At 69.5% G+C, this 3,424-nt stretch carries 4 protein-coding genes; 2 read left to right on the top strand and 2 right to left on the bottom strand.

Annotated elements, in window-relative coordinates; genetic code table 11:
* The first annotated feature begins 2 nt into the window (after positions 1–2).
* Complete coding sequence (locus STRTUCAR8_RS07710) at positions 3–596, top strand: DUF6629 family protein (protein ID WP_052350866.1); 594 nt, start codon at positions 3–5, stop codon at positions 594–596.
* 49 nt (positions 597–645) lie between these two features.
* Here the strand turns inward: STRTUCAR8_RS07710 and STRTUCAR8_RS07705 are convergent, their stop codons facing one another.
* Together STRTUCAR8_RS07705 and STRTUCAR8_RS48190 are read right to left on the bottom strand one after the other, a co-directional pair.
* Entirely contained in the window at positions 646–2,250 is a 1,605-nt protein-coding gene (locus STRTUCAR8_RS07705) for a solute symporter family protein (protein ID WP_006374967.1), read from the bottom strand.
* Complete coding sequence (locus STRTUCAR8_RS48190; RefSeq protein ID WP_267889080.1) at positions 2,244–2,600, bottom strand: DUF485 domain-containing protein; 357 nt, start codon at positions 2,598–2,600, stop codon at positions 2,244–2,246. Before STRTUCAR8_RS48190 ends, STRTUCAR8_RS07705 begins: the two co-directional genes overlap by 7 nt.
* A gap of 484 nt (positions 2,601–3,084) precedes the next feature.
* Here STRTUCAR8_RS48190 and STRTUCAR8_RS07695 point away from each other — a divergent pair, with 484 nt between their 5' ends.
* On the top strand, positions 3,085–3,408 hold the full coding sequence (locus STRTUCAR8_RS07695) for a YkvA family protein (RefSeq protein ID WP_006374966.1): 324 nt from the start codon (positions 3,085–3,087) through the stop codon (positions 3,406–3,408).
* Positions 3,409–3,424: the final 16 nt, after the last annotated feature.

Raw genomic sequence — 3,424 nt, 5'->3', positions numbered from 1 at the left:
GCGTGGGCATCGCCGCCGTGGGCGTGGCGTGCGTGACAGCGGTGGCCCGCGCGGGCAGGCGTCGTGATGTGCCGCTGGCCGCGCTGCCCGTGCTCCTGGGGGCCCACCAGATCGTCGAGGCCCTGGTCTGGCGGGCGGACGGCGGAACCGGCCCGGCGACCGTGGCGTGGGCGGTCATCGCCCTGCCGCTGCTCGCCCTGTGGGTGCCGGCGGCCGTCCTGTGCGCGGCGCCCGGAGGAGTGCGACCGCGCCTCCTGCTGCCGCTGGCGGTGGGCATCGTGACGTGTGCGGCACTCGCGTACAACCTCTCGGACCACCGGGTGACGGCGGACATCCGCGGCCACACGGTCGGGTACGGCATCCGGCTGTCCCACTCCGGACCGCTCCTCGCGGGCTATCTGATCGCCACGGTCGGCGCCCTGCTTCTCTCCGGCGACCGCCGTCTGGTGGTGTTCGGGCTGCTGGCCGGGACGGGCGCGCTGGTGTGCTGGGCGCTGTGGCGAACGGAGTTCGTGTCGACGTGGTGCGCTCTCGCCGCGCTCTGCTCCCTGGTCCTGCTGGGCTGGGCGCGCGGACGCCCGCTGTCACGCCGCTGACGCGGCCGACGCCCGGGGGAGGCGGACCTCGCCCCGGGCGCCGTAGCTGCTAGTCGGTGTCGGCTCGGGCCCCGACGAGCGCGCGGACCTCGAACTCCTCGTACGAGGAGGTGTCCTGACGTGTGGTCAGAACCGTGCCGAGCCAGCCGAGGAGGAAGCCGGCCGGGATGGAGACGATGCCGGGATTCTGCAGGGGGAACCAGGCGAAGTCGGCCGACGGATAGATGGAGGACGCGGTCGACGAGACCACCGGCGAGAACACGACCAGAAGCACCGAGCAGGCCAGCCCTCCGCACAGGCTCAGCAGTGCGCCCCGGGAGTTGAAGCGCCGCCAGAACAGGCTGTAGAGGAGCGTGGGCAGCAGGGCCGACGCGGCGATGGCGAAGGCGAGGAAGGCGAGCGTGGAGACGTTGGTCTCCCACGACAGCAGGGCCAGGCCCATCCCCAGGACGCCGATGAGGACCGCGGCCAGCCGGGCCGCGCCCAGTTCCTCCGCCTGGGTGGCGCGCCCCTTGCGGATGACCTCGCCGTACAGGTCGTGGGCGAGGGAGGAGGCCGCCGCGAGGGTGAGACCGGCCGCGACCGCGAGCAGCGTGACGAAGGCCAGGCAGGACAGGAGCGCGGTGAGTATCCCGCCGCCGATGGACTGCGCGAGCAGCAGAACGGCCGCGTCGCCCTTCGGGTCGGTGTCGATGATGGACTCGCGGCCCACGAGGGCGGTGGCGCCCAGACCGAGAATGCCCGCCGCCAGACAGACGAAGCCCACCAGACCGGCCGCCCACACGACCGAGGAGCGCAGGACGTTGGTGGAGCGCGGGGCGAGCAGCCGCATCATCACATGGGGGAGTGCGGCGAGGCCGAGCACGATGGCCAACTGGAGGCTGAGGAAGTCGAGTTTGCTGGTGGTGCTCGCGCCGTAGCGCAGACCGGGTTCAAGGAACCGCTGGCCGATGCCGCTGTTCTCGGTGGCGGCCTCCAGCAGCGCGTTGAGGTTCCAGTCGAAGCGGTGCAGGACCATGACGGCCGTGACGGCGATGCCGGACACCAGCATCACGGCCTTGACGATCTGGATGAACGTCGCGCCGGGCATACCGCCGAGCGAGGCGTACACGATGACGATGGTGCCGATGACGACGACGCACAACGTCCGGGTGGTGGTGCTGGGCACGCCGGTGAACTGGGTCAACAGGGCGACACTGCCCACGAGTTGAGCCACCAGGTAGAGGCAGCAGATCGTCAGGGTGCAGAGGGCGAGCGCGATCCTGACCCCCCGCCCGCCCTGGGGCAGCCGCAGCGCCAGGGTGTCCCCGAGCGTGAACCTGCCGGAGTTGCGCAGCGGTTCGGCGATCACCAGAAGCACCATCATCCAGGCGACCGTGGTGCCGCACAGATACAACAGCCCGTCGTAGCCGGTGAGGGCGACCAGCCCGGTACTGCCCAGCAGTGTCGCGGCGGAGAGGTAGTCCCCGCACATCGCCAGCCCGTTGCGCAGCGGAGACATCTCCCTGTTGCCGAGATAGAACTCGGCGACCTCGTCGCGCTGCGGGGCGATCAGCAGCGCGGCGAACAGCGTGACCACGACGACCGACAGGAACAGCACGAAGGTCAGCTGCCGGCTGAAGGGGTCGACGACGCCGGCCCCGACGGTCACCACGTGCGGTACTCCCTCGTGCTCTGCGGACGGGAACCGGTCTGCCCGGCCGGAGGGTGCTGACCGGGCAGACGCTGCTCCGACTGGGCGCGCAGCCCCCGGGCGACGGGATCGAAGTGGGTGCGCATCCGCCGTACGTAGCGCCAGACGGTCACCCCCATCACCACGAACTGCCCGAGGCCGAGTGTCAGACCGAGGGTGAGATGACCGGCGATCGGCTGGTTCATGATGCCGGGTGCGAAGTTCGACAACAGGATGTACGACAGGAACCCGCCGACGGCGACCGCTGTCGACACGGCTGCAAAGCGGCGGTACCCGTTCCGCAATGACTGAAATTCAGGATGGCTGTGTATCGCCTGTCCCGAAACGGATTCGGTGTACGTAGGCCGGTATGTGGGCGGCTCGTCCGGCCGCATGAAATAATTGGACATAAACGCACCTTCTTCGCTGCATTATGTCGCGCATCCAGCTCTTCCGAGCTGTTGATCATCCAGCTCACCGGGGTGGCAGAGGATGCCGGAGCTGCGTTCTTGTGCGGACTTGGTGGGGGAGTCGTGAATCCCGGACGTATCGCCGAGGAATTCCGGTGCGGAGCATCGGGGGGAGTTTCGTGGCTGCCCAGGGCCCGTCACGGGTGACGACGGGTCAGGAAGCGGATTATGGCAGCGGCGCTCCGGAACAATCAACCGGCTGTGAATTACTATTGAGTACTGGCTCAAATGTGCCGTATGGATGTGCTGTACCGAGAGGCGGGGAAGCGCGGTGTGGAGACACCGTGAAGGGGAAAGCGAAGAGTAGGAAGGTCGCGGCGAGCAGGCCTTGAACGGCGGAGGGGCGATGGATTCCACCACGACACTGATCCTGATCGTCGCGGTCCTGGCGGTGGCCGCGCTGGCCGTGGCGGGCACCCTGCTGGTACGGCTGGTCCGCACCCGGCGGGAGCTGCGCCGCGCGGGTCTGCCGACGGGCTCGCGCTGGGTCTTCTGGGGCGCGGTCGCCTATCTGGTACTGCCGACCGACCTCGTGCCCGACCCCGTCTACCTGGACGACATCGGCGTGCTCCTGCTCGCCCTGCGCAGCCTGCGCTCGCAGGCCCGGGAACCGGTCGGCGGACAGGAACTCGACTCCGCGCCGACCGGCCGCCCGGAGAAGAGCTGGTGAGGGACGACGACAGGGC

This window comes from Streptomyces turgidiscabies Car8 (assembly GCF_000331005.1).
GTDB lineage: Bacteria > Actinomycetota > Actinomycetes > Streptomycetales > Streptomycetaceae > Streptomyces > Streptomyces turgidiscabies.
The sequence above is the reverse complement of the archived record's forward strand: the minus strand, read 5'-3'. Positions and strand labels throughout refer to the sequence as shown.

What these genes read in the sequence shown, in the direction of transcription:
- STRTUCAR8_RS07695 (WP_006374966.1), top strand. Translation starts at nt 3,085, where the DNA reads ATGGATTCCACCACGACACTGATCCTGATCGTCGCGGTCCTGGCGGTG.